The sequence below is a fragment of the Pantoea phytobeneficialis genome (assembly GCF_009728735.1).
Taxonomy (GTDB): Bacteria; Pseudomonadota; Gammaproteobacteria; order Enterobacterales; family Enterobacteriaceae; genus Pantoea; species Pantoea phytobeneficialis.
This window is the reverse complement of sequence record NZ_CP024636.1, coordinates 2,599,555-2,617,713: the sequence shown is the minus strand read 5'-3', so window position 1 is coordinate 2,617,713 and position 18,159 is coordinate 2,599,555. Positions and strand designations below refer to the sequence as shown.

The 18,159-nt window shown below is 56.5% G+C and carries 16 protein-coding genes and 1 pseudogene; 7 read left to right on the top strand and 10 right to left on the bottom strand.

The window, feature by feature from the left end:
- Positions 1-128: 128 nt before the first annotated feature.
- Entirely contained in the window at positions 129-2,276 is a 2,148-nt protein-coding gene (locus CTZ24_RS12185; protein ID WP_208723652.1) for an ornithine decarboxylase, read from the bottom strand.
- 190 nt (positions 2,277-2,466) lie between these two features.
- Here CTZ24_RS12185 and CTZ24_RS12180 point away from each other — a divergent pair, with 190 nt between their 5' ends.
- The gene (locus tag CTZ24_RS12180) at positions 2,467-2,673 is read left to right on the top strand and encodes a hypothetical protein (protein WP_209012096.1); all 207 of its coding nucleotides are present in this window, start codon (positions 2,467-2,469) and stop codon (positions 2,671-2,673) included.
- Positions 2,674-2,769: 96 nt separating this feature from the next.
- On the opposite strand, the gene CTZ24_RS12175 is transcribed toward CTZ24_RS12180, so the two are convergent.
- From CTZ24_RS12175 to CTZ24_RS12165, 3 genes are all read right to left on the bottom strand, one after another.
- Entirely contained in the window at positions 2,770-4,098 is a 1,329-nt protein-coding gene (locus CTZ24_RS12175) for an NAD(P)/FAD-dependent oxidoreductase (RefSeq protein WP_208723650.1), read from the bottom strand.
- 28 nt (positions 4,099-4,126) lie between these two features.
- Positions 4,127-4,831, bottom strand: coding sequence for an SDR family NAD(P)-dependent oxidoreductase (locus tag CTZ24_RS12170; protein WP_208723649.1), 705 nt, complete (start codon positions 4,829-4,831; stop codon positions 4,127-4,129).
- A 127-nt stretch (positions 4,832-4,958) separates the two neighbouring features.
- Positions 4,959-5,759 (bottom strand): IclR family transcriptional regulator, encoded by an 801-nt coding sequence (locus tag CTZ24_RS12165; protein WP_208723648.1) that lies wholly within the window; start codon positions 5,757-5,759, stop codon positions 4,959-4,961.
- A gap of 191 nt (positions 5,760-5,950) precedes the next feature.
- Between CTZ24_RS12165 and CTZ24_RS12160 the strand changes: the two genes are divergently transcribed.
- From CTZ24_RS12160 to CTZ24_RS12140, 5 genes are read left to right on the top strand one after another with little or no spacing between them, the layout of a single operon-like run.
- The gene (locus CTZ24_RS12160) at positions 5,951-6,775 is read left to right on the top strand and encodes a transporter substrate-binding domain-containing protein (RefSeq protein WP_021186180.1); all 825 of its coding nucleotides are present in this window, start codon (positions 5,951-5,953) and stop codon (positions 6,773-6,775) included.
- 17 nt (positions 6,776-6,792) lie between these two features.
- Positions 6,793-7,503, top strand: coding sequence for an amino acid ABC transporter permease (locus CTZ24_RS12155; protein WP_021186179.1), 711 nt, complete (start codon positions 6,793-6,795; stop codon positions 7,501-7,503).
- Between the two features lie 3 nt (positions 7,504-7,506).
- Positions 7,507-8,316, top strand: a complete 810-nt coding sequence (locus tag CTZ24_RS12150) for an amino acid ABC transporter permease (RefSeq protein ID WP_021186178.1) — start codon at positions 7,507-7,509, stop codon at positions 8,314-8,316.
- Complete coding sequence (locus CTZ24_RS12145) at positions 8,313-9,062, top strand: amino acid ABC transporter ATP-binding protein (RefSeq protein WP_208723647.1); 750 nt, start codon at positions 8,313-8,315, stop codon at positions 9,060-9,062. Before CTZ24_RS12150 ends, CTZ24_RS12145 begins: the two co-directional genes overlap by 4 nt.
- 17 nt (positions 9,063-9,079) lie before the next feature.
- Positions 9,080-10,390: an NAD(P)/FAD-dependent oxidoreductase gene (locus CTZ24_RS12140; protein ID WP_208723646.1), complete on the top strand. Its 1,311-nt coding sequence runs from the start codon at positions 9,080-9,082 to the stop codon at positions 10,388-10,390.
- A 238-nt stretch (positions 10,391-10,628) separates the two neighbouring features.
- Here the strand turns inward: CTZ24_RS12140 and CTZ24_RS12135 are convergent.
- A pseudogene (locus CTZ24_RS12135) lies at positions 10,629-10,721 on the bottom strand (Rpn family recombination-promoting nuclease/putative transposase); the annotation flags it as partial.
- Between the two features lie 247 nt (positions 10,722-10,968).
- On the opposite strand from CTZ24_RS12135, the gene acuI reads away from it, so the two are divergent.
- On the top strand, positions 10,969-11,952 hold the full coding sequence (gene acuI / locus CTZ24_RS12130; RefSeq protein WP_208723645.1) for an acrylyl-CoA reductase (NADPH): 984 nt from the start codon (positions 10,969-10,971) through the stop codon (positions 11,950-11,952).
- Positions 11,953-12,033: 81 nt separating this feature from the next.
- Here acuI and CTZ24_RS12125 read toward each other — a convergent pair whose 3' ends face one another.
- Genes CTZ24_RS12125 through CTZ24_RS12105 form a run of 5 tightly spaced genes read right to left on the bottom strand, consistent with a single transcriptional unit; the run spans position 12,034 to position 18,100 of the window.
- A complete protein-coding gene (locus CTZ24_RS12125; protein ID WP_208723644.1) occupies positions 12,034-12,813 on the bottom strand; it encodes a heme ABC transporter ATP-binding protein in 780 nt (259 codons plus the stop codon).
- Positions 12,806-13,807, bottom strand: a complete 1,002-nt coding sequence (locus tag CTZ24_RS12120) for a FecCD family ABC transporter permease (RefSeq protein ID WP_021186386.1) — start codon at positions 13,805-13,807, stop codon at positions 12,806-12,808. The genes CTZ24_RS12125 and CTZ24_RS12120 overlap by 8 nt, the downstream gene beginning before the upstream one ends.
- Positions 13,800-14,624 (bottom strand): heme/hemin ABC transporter substrate-binding protein, encoded by an 825-nt coding sequence (locus CTZ24_RS12115; RefSeq protein WP_208723643.1) that lies wholly within the window; start codon positions 14,622-14,624, stop codon positions 13,800-13,802. The genes CTZ24_RS12120 and CTZ24_RS12115 overlap by 8 nt, the downstream gene beginning before the upstream one ends.
- Complete coding sequence (locus CTZ24_RS12110; RefSeq protein WP_208723642.1) at positions 14,621-15,652, bottom strand: hemin-degrading factor; 1,032 nt, start codon at positions 15,650-15,652, stop codon at positions 14,621-14,623. The genes CTZ24_RS12115 and CTZ24_RS12110 overlap by 4 nt, the downstream gene beginning before the upstream one ends.
- Before the next feature lie 51 nt (positions 15,653-15,703).
- Positions 15,704-18,100 carry a TonB-dependent receptor domain-containing protein gene (locus CTZ24_RS12105; protein ID WP_208723641.1) on the bottom strand — a complete coding sequence of 799 codons (2,397 nt, stop codon included), beginning with the start codon at positions 18,098-18,100 and terminating at the stop codon, positions 15,704-15,706.
- Between the last annotated feature and the right edge of the window lie 59 nt (positions 18,101-18,159).

Sequence of the window (18,159 nt, the reverse complement as noted above, 5' to 3'; positions counted from 1 at the left end):
AAGACGGGAGAGGGGGTAGATCGGGCAGACTTCTCCCGCTTACGGCAGAGGGCGAAGATTCAGCATATTGCACATCTCCTTCTCCCGCTTGCGGGAGAAGGCCGGGATGAGGGCAACAGCAAGCACAATCAAACCATCATATTCGCCACTAAATGCTTACGCCCGCTGTCATCCTCTTCGGTGTAAACCCCCTGCAACTCCGGCGAGAATCCCGGCAGCAGGTTAATACCTTCTTCCAGTGCGAGGAAATAGCGCTGCACCGCCCCACCCCATACCTCGCCCGGCACCACGCACAGAACGCCCGGAGGATAAGGCAACGCACCCTCAGCGGCGATACGTCCTTCCGCTTTGGCAATCGGCACTAACTCAACGTCGCCGCGAATATATGCCTGATGCGCATCCTGCGGGTTCACCTTAACCGGCGGGAAGCAGGCTTCGCGGAACATGGCTTTTTGCAGATCTTTCACGCCATAGCTGACATACAAATCATGCATTTCCTGGCACAGACGGCGCAGGGTATACCCCTGATAACGCGCCATATTTTTGCGATACACGCTCGGGAGTACCTCCGCCAGAAGCGCATCCTCTTTAACGTGCTGCTCAAACTGCTCCAGCATCGCGACCAGATGCGCCATCTTCTCGGCGCTTTCCGCTGGCGTTAGCAGGAAAAGAATCGAGTTGAGGTCGCATTTTTCCGGCACGATGCCGTTTTCACGCAGGTAGTTCGCCAGAATGGTGGCCGGAATGCCGAACTCGGTGTATTCCCCGCTGGCGGCATCAATGCCCGGCGTGGTCAGCAACAGTTTGCAGGGATCCACCAGATATTGCTCGCTGGCATATCCGGAAAATCCGTGCCATTTCGCGCCTGGTTCAAAGCTGAAGTAAGCCGGATCGGCGGCGATAGCCTCCGTTTCCGCTGCCTGCCACGGTTTACCGTGCACCTGCTCCGGCAGAAATGGCAGGATCATCTCACAGCGTTCCAGAATCGCTTTACGTGCATCAATGCCCAGCGTGACGCACTCGTGCCACATGCTACGACCCGCCTCGCCCTGATGCATACGCGCGTTGATATCCAGCGCGGCGAACAACGGGTAGAACGGGCTGGTTGAGGCGTGCAGCATAAAGGCATTGTTCAGGCGCTTGTGGGGACAAAAACGTTTCTGCCCACGCAGATGGTTATCTTTCTTGTGAATTTGAGAGGTTTGCGAGAAACCGGCCAGTTGCTTATGCACCGACTGGGTGACGAAAATTCCCGGATCGTTCTCGTTCAGCTCCAGCGTCAATGGTGAGCAGCCTTCCATCAGCGGGATAAATTGCTCGTAACCCAGCCAGGCCGAATCAAACAGGATGTAATCACACAGATGGCCAATGCGGTCCACCACCTGGCGTGCGTTGTACACCGTGCCGTCGTAGGTGCCGAGCTGGATAATCGCCAGACGGAACGGACGTTGCTCTTTGGCACGCTTCGGCGCGACTTTCTTTACCTGCTCGCGCAGATATGCTTCGTCAAAGCAGTGCGCATCAATACCGCCAATAAAGCCAAACGGGTTGCGCGCCGCTTCAAGATATACCGGCGTGGCACCGGCCTGAATCAACGCGCCATGATGGTTGGATTTATGGTTGTTACGGTCAAACAGCACCAGATCGCCACGCGTCAGCAGTGCGTTAGTCACCACTTTGTTGGCGCTGGAAGTGCCGTTCAACACGAAATAGGTTTTATCGGCGTTGAAGACTTTGGCCGCATATTTCTGTGCGTCTTTGGCTGAGCCTTCGTGGATCAGCAAATCGCCCAGTTTGACATCCGCGTTGCACATATCGGAACGGAAGACGTTTTCGCCATAGAATTCATAGAATTGACGACCAGCCGGATGCTTTTTGAAGAAGGCGCCGCCCTGATGCCCCGGACAGGCAAAGGTGCTGTTTTGCATATCAACATAGCGTGTCAGGGTGTCAAAGAACGGTGGCAGCAGTTCCGCTTCATAAGCTTGCGCCGCTTCTTCCAACGCGTCCCACTCTTCCGGTGCACCGTTGATCTCGGCAACGACGCCCGGCAGTTGCAGCACCTCTTCGTCAAAGGCATTGGCAACGAACACCGGCAGATTGAAGCCGGTATGGCGCAACAACGCCAACACGCCACTCCGCGTATCTGCCAAAGAGACGACAACAGCCGCTACGTCGGTAAAGTCAGTATTGTCCAGCGTCACCACGTCGCGCATGGTGTTCAGGCTCAGGTTTGGCGCTACAGCAGCGCTGGCAGCAATTTTCAGTGGTGTCATAACACAAATCCCCAGAGGTCAAGGATGAGTGGGTGCCAGTGGCACAGCAATGAGGAAGATTCCCCGGCGAATAACGTCAGACGGATCGGTGCAAAAAGAGATCACAGCCGCAACCGATAGACATCAGTAAAGTCAGAAAATGTCTGTCTTTACTCATGTCCAACAGTGAGCGCGTGGCTGGCCTCACCGCATGGTGAGCGAGAAATGCGAACAACAGATGACGGAGGAACGCTTGCAGCGAAGCGAACAGGAACAAGTGCAGATGCGCATTGTACCGACCATGGCGGCGTCCTCAGTGATTAAGGGGGTGGATAACTATCAGGGGCGCAATAATGTCATCTTTTTTTTGCCGGAACAACCCGCTACCCGCAATTTCCGCATAGCGATAACTTATTGATAAAAAATGTTTTTTATCAAGCGATAAAATTAAAAGTGCTTAATTATCCGCACCTTATGCAAATTTATGCAAGGCGCGGATTTTGATAATAAAGCATTACAACCAATGCTGCGCGCGAATCTTTTCACCATCGCTAAACCGGCTAAAGCGGAACGGCTGGGCATCCACCGACGGCGTGCTGTTCAGCACCAGATCCGCCATCAGCTGACCGGCTCCGGGCGCGATACCGAATCCGTGACCAGAAAAACCGGTCGCCAGATACAACCCGGCTACCTGATCAATCCCGGAGATCACCGGAATGGCATCCGGCATGGTATCAATTAACCCGCCCCAGCTCTGCGCCACCGGCAGATCGCGTAGCGGTGGCAGCAACTCTGCCAGGTTTTGACGCATGCGCTGTACGATCAACGGATTAATCACCGGATCGAGCACGCGCAGCACTTCATAGATCGATCGTTTATCTGGCTGGCCGGGCTTCCAGCGCAGCGCTTCATCGACAAAACGCTTACCGAGACGCAACTGCAACGATTTACGTTCCACCCAAAAGGCAGGCATAAAGCGTGGGCTAAAACGTAACGAATCCAGCGTGATATCGGCGGTATTGGTGGCCGAACTGGCGACCGTCAGGCCACCATCCAGCCGTTTACGCAGCGCAACACTACCGAAGCTGGCGCAGGCACCAGGATCGAAATCCACCGGACGGGTTCGTAGCACCGTCGACAACACCTTCAATTGCGGCAACGTCACGCCCAGCCCTTGCAACAACAGGCGTGACCAGGCTCCCCCCGCCACCACCACTTGCTGACAACGAATGGCGCCGTGCTCGGTGACCACTTCGCTCACGCGCCCATTGGTACGTTCAATGGTGCGAACCGCGCAATGCTGTTGCAGATTCAGTCCCTGCTCCATCGCCGCAGCAACCATCGCCGGAGCCGCTTTCTGCGGTTCGGCGCGCCCGTCCAGCGCGGTATATAACCCACCGGGATAGCTGCCCTGTAGCTGCGGCAGATGCTGACTCAGCTGTTGCGGCGTCAGCATCTCGCTGTGAATACCGTAATGTTGCGCTTCATTGACCCAGCGCTGATGGCGCTCACGCTGCTGTTCGGTGCGTGAGGCATAAACGATGCCATTGCGACGAAAACCGGTTTCGCGGTTTACACGCACATTCATCCCCTCCCACAACTGCATGCTGAGGTTGATCAGCGGCAGCTCGCGCAGGTCACGCCCGGTACGACGACACCAGCCCCAGTTACGGCTCGACTGCTCTGCCGCCACCGTGCCCTTCTCCAACAGCACGGTTCTGACACCGCGCTGCACCAGCGACAACGCGGTCGCCACGCCGATAATCCCGCCACCAATCACCACCACATCGGCGCTCGTCGGAAAGGTTTCCGAAGAGGGAACTGCATCAACGCTGGGACCCATGATTATTTCCTCGTCAGGTAAAAGGGCATCAATAGTTATCTTCCACCGTCCAGTTCACCGGAATTTCGGCGATGCTGGTGGTGGTGGGTAATTCCAGAACCGTACGGATCAGGTGCGCCAGATCTTCCGGCTGCGTCATTTTTTCTGCGGGCACCTCGGTCAATGCCGTCCCCATATCAGTGGCGACAAAGCCGGGGCAGATGGCGGTACAGCGAATGCCATCGGCATCACCGATTTTGCGCAGCCCGTGGGCCAGCGCCAGCGCGGCATACTTGCTCATGGCATACAGGCTGGAGCGTTCGGCTTTGACGCGTTTTCCGGAAAGCGACACCAGCATTACGATGCGCCCGGCACCGCTGGCCTGCAAATGGGGCCATGTCAGACGGCTCAACCGCATCGGTGATTTGACGTTAACGTCAAAGGTACGATCGAACTCGTCGTCAGTGGCTTCCAGGATCGACAGCGGCAGCATCATGCCGGCGTTATGTACCACCGCATCAATGCGACCGAACTTCGCGAGGGTGGCATCGACCCACGCCTGTTCCGTGGCGGCATCAAACGCATCAAAACGACATACCAACTGATTTTCGCTATCGCTAACCAGCACATCCTCTGGTGACCGGCAGCCCAGGCTCACCGCCCAACCGTTTGCCAGCAGATTGGCGGCAATCGCCGCCCCGATACCGCGACTGGCACCACTGATTAACGCGACTTTACGTGTTGATTTTTTCATGGCTCCCCCTTGTGAAATGTTTGGCTAAAGCCTGCGCGATGAATCGCGCCGCTACGAATATGTGCATCATCAAACGCCGCTGCCTGCCATTTCTCCCTGCGGTAGCGGCGCGATTTATCGCGCGTGTTTACAATGATGCCCGCAACCGCGTATCCAGCGGGCTGATCAGTGGCGCAATCGCCGCCACTTCCTCTTTCAACAACGCCACATAACGCTGCTGCACCTCGGGGTTCAGACGTGGTGAGAGGAAGGTCAACCCCAACGATCCCACCACGCCAGCGCCGGACACCATGATCGGCACGGCGATCCCGGCGATCCCCGGAATTAACTCCCCCGGATCGATAGCGAAACCCTGCTGCCGCGTCTGCTCCAGCTTGAGCTGCAAGGTTTGCACCGTAAGTTGCGGCCAGCTATCAAGCCGTGCCCGGTTACGCGCCAGAATCGCCTGCTGCTGCTCCTCCTCCAGAAACGCCAGGATCGCCAGACTGCCAGGCCCAAGGCCCAACGGCACCGCTCCGCCCACCGAACCGGTCAGCGTCTGCATCTGGTATTCGCTGTCGTAACGGTCAATGCACACCGAATCATCACGATCGCGCGCCATCAGCATCGCCGTCTCACCGGTCTGCTGCCGTAACCGCTCCAGCGCAGGCTGGAACTGGCGACGCAGGCCAGGCCCGCGCGCCGCTTTGGCACCGAACACCAGTAACTTGGTGCCCAGCCGATAACATTTGTCACTCTGCACCTTCTGCAACAACTGATGTTCCACCAACGAATTAAGAATGCGGTGGCAGGTGACTTTATTCAGACCTGAAAGCTCACACAGCGTTTTTAACGTCGTCCCTTCACTGCCCGCATCGGCGACCAGATCGAGCAACATCACCGCACGATCCAGCAGTTGTACCCCATTTTTCCCCGAATTTTCGCTCATCGGCCTCACCGCTAAAGTTCCACATTGTGAAACTTTAAATCATAAGATTTCAGTATATGGTTTTTTGTTGACTAATTTTCTAGCAGATTTCATATTCGGTTGACAAGTGAGCAACGCGTTTCAACAAAAAAAGTCGCTCACAGAACAAAATTTACAACACCTGCAGATTCACCCCGACAGAGGAAATATCTATGAAAAACCATCGCATGCGTATTCTGGCTGCCTCGATGTTGCTGTTGGCTGCCCCGGTAATCACCCACGCGGACACCCTGTCCGACATCAAGGCCCGCGGCGTGTTAACGGTCGGGGTGAAGAATGACTACCCGCCTTACGGCTACATGGACAACAACGGCAACACCGTCGGTTTCGAGATCAGCCTGGCGCGCTATATCGCCAACGAACTGCTCGGCTCACCAGACAAAATCAAGCTGGTGCCGGTAAACGCCTCCAACCGTATGCAATTCCTCAACTCCGGGCAGATCGACATCATCATGGCAACCCTCGGCGTCACGCCGGATCGTGCCAAACAGATCGATTTTACCGATGAGTACGTCTCCGCCGCTGGCCCGTCGATCCTGGCGCGCAAAGAGGTGAAATTTACCCAGTGGGAGCAGTTAAAAGGCCAGAAAATCTGTGGTATCCAGGGGTCTTACTTCAATAAAACCGTGACAGAAAAATATGGCCTGCAACTGGTGAACTTCACCGCGCTGCCGGAAGCCTATCGCGCGTTGCAGGACAATCGCTGTGTGGCGATGGTGTTTGATGACATGTCGCTGCAAAACAAGCTGAAAGAGCCGGGCTGGAGCGACTACAAAATCGCGGTGAAACCCTATGAATACCTGCCGATGGCCGGTGGCCTGCGTAAAGGAGACGATGCCTTCCGCGCCGCCGTCGATAAAGCAATTGTTAAAGCAGAAGGCGAAGACAAGCTGATTGGCTGGGAAAAAGAGTTTGATATGCCACCGTCGCCGTATATCGCCAAACGTGCGGAAGCGGCGCGCGCTGCGGCCAAATAAGCCGTCAGGAGCGAAATATGTTCGGACTCGATTTCTCCTGGCTGCTCGACCCCACGTATCAGCAATGGCTGCTTCAGGGCGTGCTGCAAACGCTGGAACTGGCGGCGCTCTCATCAGCGTTCGCCATTGTTATCGGCCTGTTGGGTGCCTTCTGCCTGACGTTCCGTCTCGCGTGGCTGGATGCCAGTATCGAGCTGTTCGTCGAGCTGTTTCGCAACACGCCGCCACTGCTGCAAATGTTGTTCTTCTATTTCACGCTAACGCAGATTGGTTTCACCACGGAAGACCCGGTGACCGGCTTACAGGTGCCGCTGATTAGCGCCTTTATGTCAGCCACCGTGTCGCTCAGCCTGTTCGGTGGCGCGTTGTGCATCGAAGCCTTTCGGTCCGGCTTCGATGCAGTGCCGAAGGCCACGCTGGAAGCGGCGCGCTCGCTGGGTTACACGCGCTGGGGATTGTTCCGTCATGTGCAGGTACCGATTGCCTCCCGCATCTGCCTGCCACCGCTCACCAACGTGCTGACCAACCTGTTCAAAACCACCTCACAGGCATCGGTGATCACCGTCCCGGAGCTGATGTATGCCGCCGGGCAAATCTACAACGACACCTTCCGCACGCTGGAAGTGATGCTGCTGATCCTGGTGATCTACGTGGTGCTGGTAAGCCTGGTGGTGTGGTTGATTGGCTGGGTGCAGCGCGCCCTCGCCTATCCTGGTTATGGAGCCTGATCCATGAGCGATGTTCTGTACCTGAAACGTAAAAAGCAGACGCGTCACGCCTTTCTGTTTATTGGTCTGTTGATCCTGCTGTTCAGCATGGTGACCGATCGTGGCGGTGAGTGGCGTCAGGTGTGGGAAAAACTGCCGCTGCTATTGACCGGTTCTATGCACGGCTGGCCGCTCAACGGCGGTTTTATCCTCAACATCTTTATCGGCATTGCCAGCATGGCGATTGCCACGGTGCTCGGACTGTTTCTCGGTTTGATGATGCTGGCGAAACGCCGCTGGTTAAGCATTCCGGCACGCGCCGTGATGAACTTCCTGCGCAACGCCCCGTGGCTGGTGCTGCTGTTTTCGATGTTGTATCTGCTGCCATACCGCGTTGAATGGCTGGGCTTCCAGTTTACGCTGTCGCCGCTGTTTAAAGCGATTGTTGGCCTGAGCCTGCCCACTGCTGCCAACTTCGCCGAGGTGATTCGCGGTGCGGTGAATTCGGTGCATAGCGGTCAGTGGGAATCAGCACGTTCGCTTGGCTACAGTCAGTGGCAAATCTATCGCATCGTGATCCTGCCGCAGGCGCTGCGCCGCATCATTCCTGGCTGGATGAATCTGTATGCGCTGCTGGCCATCTCCACCGCGCTGGCGACCGTGACCGGCGTACAGGAGGTGGTGACGTTGCTACGCACCACGCTGGCAACCGAAAGTGAAGGCTCGCTGGTCTACTTCTACGTCACCGTGCTGCTGATGTTCTTCTGTTATTGCTACCCGATTGCCCTGCTGGCACGTCGGCTGGAAAACCAAACCAAAGGGGATGCCATATGATCGCTCGCACTCCGTCCCTGATCGAGCTGGACAATATTCACAAATCTTTCGGCAACACCGAGGTGTTGAAAGGCATTTCGCTGGAAGTCACCAAAGGCGAAGCGGTATGCATCATCGGGCCTTCCGGCTCAGGGAAATCCACCATTTTACGTTGTATCAATGGCCTGCTGCCGATCGACGACGGCTTTATCCGTGTTGGTGAGCACCGCGTACATGAGATCGAGAGCGAAAAAGCGATGCGCCCGCTGCGCCACCAGGTGGCAATGGTGTTCCAGCAATACAACCTGTTCCCGCATCGAACCGTGCTCGACAACGTGATGATGGCACCGATGCAGGTACTGAAACATCAACGTGAAGCGGTACACGAGCGCGCGCTACGCCTGCTGAAAAAAGTGCGGCTGGAAGGAAAAGAGGGACGCTATCCGGGCGAACTCTCCGGCGGCCAGCAGCAGCGCGTCGCCATTGCCCGCGCGCTGGCAATGCAGCCAGAAATCATCCTGTTTGATGAAGTCACCGCCGCGCTGGACCCGGAAACGGTGAAAGAGGTGTTGAACACCATTCGAGAGTTGGTGGATGACGGCCTGACCTGTCTGCTGGTGACACATGAAATGCGTTTTGCGCGCGAGGTATCGCACCGGGTGTGCTTCACCGACAAAGGCAAAATTGTGGAGATGGCGCCCCCGGCGCAGCTCTTTGACGATCCGCAGGATGCGCGCACGCGCGAGTTCCTCGGCCAGGTGTTGTAACGGAGTTGAGAGACATCATGTCTGATCAGGCAATTTTTACTGAAGATTTCAAAACCACCCCGTACTGGTGGGAAGCCGCACCGCCGGAAACCTGTCGCGATCCGCTCCCGGCGGAAACCGAGATCGCGATCGTTGGCTCCGGTTTTGCCGGGCTGAATGCCGCGATCGAGCTGGCTCGTCATGGCAAAAAAGTCGTGGTACTGGAGGCTAACGAGCTGGGCAGCGGCGGCAGCACCCGTACCGGTGGGATGATCAGCAGCGGGCAGAAACTGGTGGTAGGTGGCGCAATCAAAGGCATCCCACCGGAGCTGTTCCAGCGCATGATCGCCGACTCGATCGCCTCCTTTGCCTTTATTCAGGATCTGGTGCGCGAGGAGCAACTGGACGCGGATCTGTTTATCGGTGGCCGCTATTTTGGCGCGCACACGCAAAAGCAGCTGGCTGGTTTGTATCAGATGGGAGATATCCTGCATCGCGTTACCGGTGTCACGGTGCATAAGATCGATCGCGCAACTCAGGCACCGATCATCGGTTCCGATTTTTATCACGGCGGCATTTTGGTGGACGAGTACGGTGGCGTTCATCCGGGTAAATACAACCGGGCATTACGCGATTTGGCGCGTAAACTGGGCGCGCAACTGTTTTCCCATGCCCGCGTAACTGGCGTGGAAACCGAGGGCGGTAGCAAAGTGATTTACACCGAGCGTGGCACGCTGCGCGCACGTCAGGTGATTTTTCTGACCAACGGTTACACCGACGCCCAGGCATCGCCGAATCTGGCAAAACGTATTGTGCCGGTGAAGAGTTATCAGATCGCCACCGAGCCGCTGCCACCTGAGTTGATGGCGAAGTTGATCCCCGGCGGCCGGATGATCACCGACAGTCGTCGCGATCTGATCTACACCCGTCCGTCGCCAGACGGCACCCGTCTGTTGTTTGGATCACGTCCCGGCATTATGGATTGCGACGATAAAACCGCGGCGATCCGTATTCGCCAACGTATGCTGGCGATCTGGCCGGAACTGGCACCGTATCGCATCAGTCATGCCTGGAGCGGATATGTAGGTATGACGTGGGATAAAACCGCTTATGCCGGTGAAATGGATAATGCGCGTTTTGCCGTGGGCTGCAACGGTAATGGCGTGGCGCTGATGAGCTGGCTGGGTTATCGCGCCGCACAAAAGTTGCTCGGCACCGAGCCGCGTCCGCTGTCGTTTGAGCGCAACACCTTTAAACCGATCCCGCTGTACGCTGGGAAGCCGTGGTTTTTACCGCTGGTGACCGGCTGGTATCGTTTCCGCGATGCGGTGGATAAGGCGCGGGATTGAAGCCTCTCCCCGTAGCGACGCGATTTATCGTGCAGTTTTTTCCGACACCACGCACGGAACTGCGCGATAAATCGCGCCGCTACCGTTAAGTCCGTGATTCAGGCACGCAGTTGTTGTAACTCGTCTTCACTGATACCTGTCACCTCGATGGCGCTCTTCTTGCTGTCCTTCCTGTCGTCCTTCCAGACGAGACTCCAGACGCCATTGTTGTTCAACCGTCATAATCTGTTCCTTTTAACGGGAGATGGATTTCCAGGAACTGCCTGGCGATCGGCGGGTGGCTAAGAAACCTTTTGAACAGTGCATCATGCGGGGCCGGGATAACACTCATAAACGTAACACCTGCCAGTCCGATATAAAGTGCACGGACATTAACAACGGGTATAACCCACTGAAATACACCAGGTAAAATTATCACAGCGATTTAAGAGTTTCAGAGCGCCTTCAGGAAATATTCAGGAATGTCATCGATGTTTCGAAGGGTAGCAACGAATGAAGTGCAGTTGATTTGGCTCACTAGATGCATCCTGATTTGAGGAGTACCATGACCCCACTTTCCTCAACCAGCCGGAGGCTGCATGTTTAAGGCACTGGTCATTGATAATGACGAACAGGGATACCGCACTACCCTAAAAGATCTGGAAGAAAAACAACTACCGGATCAGGATGTCACCCTCGAAGTTAGCTACTCCACCCTAAACTACAAAGACGCCCTTGCTATCTGCAATAAAGGCCCAATCGTACGCCAGTTCCCGATGGTACCAGGCATCGATTTTGTTGGTCGGGTGATCAACAGTCGCCACCCGCAATGGCAGCAGGATGATGTCGCGCTGCTGACCGGCTGGGGCGTCGGCGAGAAATATTGGGGTGGCCTGGCGCAGAAAGCCAGCGTCTCCGGTGACTGGCTGGTCAAAGTCCCCACCGCACTCAGCCCGCTGCAAACCATGGCAATCGGCACCGCCGGGTTTACCGCGATGCTGTGCGTAATGGCGCTGGAAAAACAAGGAATTACCCCGCAGCACGGTCCAGTTCTGGTCACTGGCGCCAGCGGTGGCGTCGGCAGTTTTGCCGTCAGCCTGCTGGCGCGTCTCGGTTATGAAGTGGTGGCCTCCAGCGGTCGAGCCAGCGATAGCGACTATTTGATCACCACCCTCGGTGCAGCGTCGGTCATTGATCGTAATGAACTCAGTCAACCCGGCAAACCGCTGGCGAAAGAGCGCTGGGCCGCCTCTATCGATAGTGTCGGCAGTCATACGCTCAGTAACGTGCTGGCGGGCATCAAACGTGATGGCGTGGTCGCTGCCTGCGGTATGGCGCAAGGTCTGGATCTGCCTACCAGCGTCGCTCCCTTTATTCTGCGTGGCGTGATTCTTGTGGGCGTAGATAGCGTAATGTGCCCACTGCCGCTGCGTCAGCAGGCGTGGCAACGTCTGGCAGATTTGGTCGATGGTGAGCAACTACAAAAACTCACCCGCGTGATCCCGCTGAGTGCGGCGCGTGAAGGAGCAGAACAGCTGCTGGCGGGTGAAGTGCGTGGACGTCTGATCGTCGATTGTCGGTAGCATCTGCCAAAAAAGCGCGATGAATCGCGCCGCTACAAACCGTACCCAATAGTAGCGGCGCGATTTATCGCGCAATGTCACTCAGGCGCGTAACTGAATTTGCGGTCTGCCCTGCTCCGCTTGCCGTACCACGTCCAGCTCCGCCTGATACCATCGCGTCAGTGTCTGCTCGGTCATCACCTCATGCGGTGCCCCCTCTGCCACCAGTTTTCCCTGATGCAACAACAGGATACGATCAGACCACAATGAAGCCAGATTGAGATCGTGCAATACGGTACATACGCTAAACCGGCCATTACGCGTTAAGCGATGCAGCAGCCGCAGGCTATGCTGTTGCCAGAACAGATCCAGCGCCGAGGTAGGTTCATCGAGGAACAGCCAGCCACGCGGACCATCCGCATGCCACAACTGCGCCAGCACACGCGCCAACTGCACGCGCTGCTGCTCACCACCGGACAGCGAGCGATAATCACGTCGTGCCAACTCAAGGCTACCGGTGATATGCATCACCTCCTCAATCACCGCCTTCGCTCCCGTGGTCGGCCAGGGCGCACGTCCCATCCCCACCACATCTTCAGCTGGCATCGGGAAGGTCATGGTGTTTTGCTGGCGCATCACTGCACGACGCTGGGCCAACGGTTCACGCGGCCAGTCTGCCAGCGGGCGATCACCCAGCCAGCACTCCCCTGCATCCGGTGTAAGGAAACCGGTTAACAAACGCAGCAACGTAGATTTACCGGCACCGTTCGGGCCGATTAACGCTACCATATTGCCCGGTTCGAGAGTCACCGAAACATTATCAATCAGCGCCCGTGCGCCGTGGCTAAATTGCAGACCGCGCGCCTGCATCCGATCACTCATTTATCCCTCTCTGTTGACGCAGGATCAGCCAAAGAAACCACGGGCCGCCAATCAGGCTGGTTAACAGACCCACCGGCATTTCTGCCGGGATCACCACCGTGCGCGCCAGAGTATCCGCCAGCAACAACAGGATCGCCCCTGCCAGCGCCGATCCCGGCAACATCCAGCGATGATCGCTCCCCAGACAGAAACGCATCACATGCGGCACCACCAGTCCGACAAAGCCGATAATCCCGCTGACCGAAACGGCCGTTCCCACCAGCAACGCGCTCAGCACCAGCAGCTGACGCTGGGTGCGTTTTACATCGATCCCCATGTAATGCGCGTCTTCTTCACCGAGTTGCAGCAGGTTAAGACGGCGCGCACGCGTCTGAATGGCAATCAGCGTCGGTAAAATCAGCAGCGCACATACCGTCAGACTCGGCCACTGCGCGGAGCTGAGGCTGCCCATGCCCCACAGCGCCAACTGGCGCAACTGCTGATCATTGCTGATCCACGACAGTACCCCGACCGCCGCGCCACACAACGCGTTAATGGCGATGCCCACCAACAGCAGACGCGACAAGTTACCCAGTGCCAGCCGACTAAAGCTGAAGATCAGCAACGTCACCACCAGGCTGCCAATAAAGGCCGCCAGCATGGGCAGCCACAACGCGAGAATGGGTGGCAAAGCCACCGGTACAATAATCGCCAGGGCCACTGCCAGACCGGCTCCGCTGCTGATACCCAGCAATCCAGGATCGGCCAGCGGGTTGCGAAACAACCCCTGCATCACCGCACCGGATACCGCCAGCGCCATGCCAAGCAGTACCGCCAGCAATACACGCGGCAGACGGATATTCAGCCAGATCTGCCAAACCATATCGCTGAGCGGCGCATGCCACAGGGTGCGGATCGAGAGCGGCATCGCGCCAAAATTGGCGGCCATCAACATACATATCACCATGCTGACGGCCATCAGGCTCAGCCAGCGCAGCAGTGCAACGCTAGTCATGTTTGGCCGCTTCAGCTGCACGACGCAGCTTGACGATGGCATCTGGCGTGTCCAGACCAAAACTCAGCAATGCCATCTCATCCACCACCAGCAACGCATGATGCTGTCCGGCTGGCGTCAGCGCCAGTCCCGGCAGCGACCAGACTTTCTCCTCACCACCGAGGGTGCGCAGGCCATCCTGACCCACCACCACCAGATCCGGTGCCGCAGCCACAACACCCTCCTGCGACAGCGGCTGATAATGCGGCACTGCCGCCATTGCATTCACCAGACCGGCACTGCGAATCGCGCCATCTGCCCCGGTTTGTGATCCCGCCGCCAGGGTGTTCATGCCGTTGTGCGCCATGATAAACAGGACCTTCACCGGCAGTGGCTGGCTCGGCAGTTGCGCCAGTTGTTTCTGCACTTGCTCGGTCAGGGCATTGGCCGCGTCTTCACGATGCAGCGCTTTGCCGATGGTGGCGATTTTTTCCGGGATCGCCTCAATGCTGTTTTTACCGGTAACTTCCACCACCTTTACCCCCGCCTGCGCCACCTGTTGCAGCACCAGCGATGGTTTTGCCAGTTCACTACTCAGCACCAGCGTCGGTTTCAGCGCCAGAATGCCTTCCGCATTCAACTGACGCATATAACCGATGTTCGGCAGTTTATTCGCCTGGGCAGGCTGCTGGCTGGTACTGTCGCGCGCCACCAGGTCCTGCTGAGCATCCAGCGCATAGATGATTTGCGTGACATCTCCGCCAATGGAAACCACGCGTTCCGCTGCCAGCGTCGGCAGTGCCAGCGCAGTCAGCAACAACAGGGTCAGACGTTTCATACGGCAGCTCCTGGGGTGGTAAGCAATGCCAGCTGTTCACGCCAGCGCGCCTGCTCCGGCGTACCTTCGCTGCGCTGGCCGTAAAGTTGCGCGATCTGAGTGCCGTCAGCGGCGAACAGTTCAAGGCTGGTGACGAAACCATCGCCGCTCTGCTTACGCGTCACCCAACTTTCGCTGATGTGGTCCGCCAGCAGATGGAGCGTGAACGCCGGGTTGAAGATGTTGATCCAGTTATCCATCGGCATCAGTTTTTCTACCGCGCCGGTGAAGATCTGGGTGCAGCCACGGTTGCCGACAAAGATCATGATTTCGTTGCCGTCCTGCTGCGCCTGGTTCAACAACTGGGCCAGCGAATCATTGCTGACCTGCCATGCCAGATCGTCTGCAACCGCGCGGAATGCCTGCTGACGTGAAATGTTATGGCGTTTCAGCAGGCCGAAGAATTGGTGCACATCGGTCATGGCACGCCATTCGGCTTCGATGGTGCTGGCATCCACGGTCGTGCTGTGCTGCGGGTGACTCGCTGGTGTCAACTCCAGTGCGGCGTGGCCTGCGGTGGTGAACTGCGCTATCAGCGCATCCCAGGCTGCGATGTCGGTGTTGTCGGTGGTGTAGATTTTCAGCACCGCGTCACCGTGCCTGTCAAAAATCTGAATACTTTGACGTTCACCGCGCGCAGTCATCTCTTGCAGGAAGAAGGCGCTATGCCACTGCTGAGGAAACAGACGCTGGTCCAGTGCGCGCGGGTTGAGGATCAGTCCGGCATGTTCGCCGAGGTGCAGGTTTTCATATTTGCCAACCTGCTCGTGCACCGCATATTCATTGCGGGTGATGCTTTTGGTTTCACCCACCGCTTCGAGGGCGGCCAACAGTGCCGGGAAATCGGTTTTCAGCGCTTTTGCATCGTGGCCGACGCGCGCCTCACAGAGTTGCGCTTCGCCAATGCCCATCAGCGCCGCCAGATCGCGGGCGTATTTTTTTGGATGTTCGCCTTTCAGGGCCAGATAGTGTTCGTAACGTTCGTTCATTGCGCATGCTCCATGAAAATGCCCTGCGTTGCCGCAGGGCGAAGTGATTTATTAGAAATCGACGTTCACACCCAACTGGAAGGTGCGTCCGGGCATCACAGCAAGCTGTGAATCATAGTAGTTCTGATCGGTTTTGCTGGTGGTGGATTCCAGATCGCGGCTGCTCAGATAATCCCAGTATTTGCGGTCCGTCAGGTTGTAGATACCGCCACTGATCTTGACGTTTTTGGTGACGCGGTAGTAAGCCGTCAGGTCAACCAACGCATAACCGGGGATATTCTGGTAGTAGGTATTGCTGGTGGTGCCAATCGCGCTGCCAGCATTGGTATAGGTCTGACGCTGGGTATACGTTGCACGCTTACCATGATTAAAGGTAGCGGTAACGGCTGCACCGTAGCGCTGATCGGGATCGTCATAGGCCACACCCGTAATCAGACGCATCGGCGGCACACTCTCCAACGGCACGTATTTATCACCCAGGTAGCTGGACTTAGACGCGCCCTGCGCATAACCAAATGCCAGACGTGCGCTCAGGCCATCGACTTCTGGCACCCATGTGCCGATGTTGAACTTGCTACCGAATTCCGCACCGTAGATATAGGCTTTGTCACGGTTTTCCGCACGGTAAGCAATGCCAATGTTGCTCGGGATGTCAGTAAAGACTTCCGGATTCGAACTACGGCTGTAACGGGTGTAGTCGATAAAGTTTTTGTAGCTGTTGTAGAAGGTCGCCGCGGAGAAGGTGATCCCTTCAACCGCTTCGCCTTTCAGACCGAACTCAAAGTTATTGCTGGTTTCGGTTTTCAGGTCGGTGTTACCCAACAGTGCATACTGATTTGAACCACCATAATTGGATGTCAGGTTCCATGAACCATACAACTGGCTTGGGTTCGGGAACTGTGCGCCGCGCTTGTATTGCAGGTAAGCCATCATTTTCGGCGTCAGGTTGTACTGGAAGGCGATTGACGGCAGCAGCTGGCCATCACTAAAGCTCTTGCCATACAGCGTTGACACTGCACCCGTTGATACATCGGCATCCCCGCCCGAAATGCTGGAGAGGTTCTGCGGCTTGGTATTCTGATAAGCGTAACGCACGCCAGGAATCACGGAGAAGGTATGGCCGTTCAAATCCCAGCTCATGGTGTCTTCAACAAAAGCCCCGAAAGTCCAGCTACGGCTGTTGGCTTCTGGCGGAGTGATATTGTTGTAAGACGTCTGCGCCGGGTCCATCCAGTATGGACGCTCAGTTTTCGCGATGCTGGCGTTCAGACCATAGCTGAAGTTGTTAAACAGCCAGCTCTTTTCACCTTTGGTTTCAAAACCATAGGTTTTGGTGTTGTAGTCTGAATAGATATTGTGCGCTGCAACGGAACCGGCGACTGGCACGGCAGTATCATCGTGTGCCTGCGTTTCCTGGTAATAGATGCTGCTTTCAAGCGAATCTACCAGCAGGTTATTGTCCGGCGTCCAGAGATCTTTCAACATGCCACTCCAGCGACGAGTCTGGCTGCTCTGATCGGCACGGCCATAAATGGTCGTGGTGCCTGTGCCCCAGTAATCGAAGTTGGTGTGATTGGTTTTGTGGTAGTAGTCCAGCGTGGCGCTGAACTGATGCTCGCTGTTCGGCTGCCAGATTCCGGTGGCAGCGATGGCATCCGAGTGCCAGTTGGCCGGGTAGGCATCGATAGTGCCGCTATTGTTACGGGTTTCCTGACCGTCACGACGGCTAATCACCACGATACCACGCAGGGTTTCATCACCTGCTTCGGCGGTGATGCCATTGTGCCAGCTACGGTTGGAAGAATCGTAGTCGCTCTGATAACCGAAGTAGGTCTGCTTAGTTGGCGACAGGTAATCATCCGGTGATTTGGGACGGAAGGACACCGAGCCACCGAGGGCGTTATTCTTGTAGGAAACATCGGTCGCACCGGAAACAATACCGACTGAGCCATACATGTAAGGATCGATATAGTCGCGGCCAATCCCGAAGGTGCCTGAACCGGTGCGGCCAACGGAGCTACGCCCCGTTGCAAAAGGCTGTTCGATACCGTCTACGTCGATAGAGACACGGTTATCTTCCAGGCCACGGATGTTATAACCGGTATAACCACCACGGTCGCCAGTGTAGCCGCTTTTGCCGGTGTTACTACCGCCTGCGGCGCCCGGCGCGCTAACCAGCGGCTGATAACGCATAATTGAACCGAAATCATTACCACCCTGCTTTTGCATTTCTTCAGCTGAGATGGTGTTACGGCTGCCAGCAACCAACGGTTGTTTCGGTGCAGTAACGGTCATCACCGGTTCATTGGTGGTGGTTTTCTTGCCTGAAATGGTCAGATCTTGATTATCGCTGGTCGCTGCATAGCCACAAGCCGCGTGAATCGCTGACGCTAAGATCGCCGTTTTGAAAAGACGCTGGTGAGTTAACCCCGAAAATAATGAGGACATAGACGCGAAATACCTGGTTAATTGTTAGTATTCGCTCACTTGCTTGCTGCCAGAAAACC